This window comes from Nocardioides cremeus (assembly GCF_030518195.1).
GTDB lineage: Bacteria > Actinomycetota > Actinomycetes > Propionibacteriales > Nocardioidaceae > Nocardioides > Nocardioides cremeus.
In genome coordinates this window covers 1-219 of the sequence record NZ_JAULSC010000446.1, presented here as the reverse complement: position 1 = coordinate 219, position 219 = coordinate 1, and the positions used below count along the sequence as shown (strand labels likewise).

The following is a 219-nucleotide window of genomic DNA, read 5'->3' as shown; positions in this document are numbered from 1 at the left end:
CTCGAGCTCCCCGGCGGTCGCGGCCACGATCATCCCGAGCGCCGCGGGCGACTTCGACGCCTCCTACGCCGTCACCGACGAGGGCGAGCTGCGCTCCATGGAGCTGACCGGCGCCTTCTCCGGCGACGGCGAGTCGATGACCTACACGATCGACTTCGACGACTACGGCTCCTCGCCCGAGATCACCGCGCCCGAGTGAGCACGAGCAGCGCCGCCGGC

1 protein-coding gene is annotated in these 219 nt (G+C 71.7%); it reads left to right on the top strand.

Annotated features, from left to right (window positions below; translation table 11 throughout):
• Positions 1 to 199: hypothetical protein (locus QWJ41_RS21680; protein ID WP_302710572.1), on the top strand; the 199-nt coding region annotated here is incomplete at its 5' end.
• Positions 200 to 219: the final 20 nt, after the last annotated feature.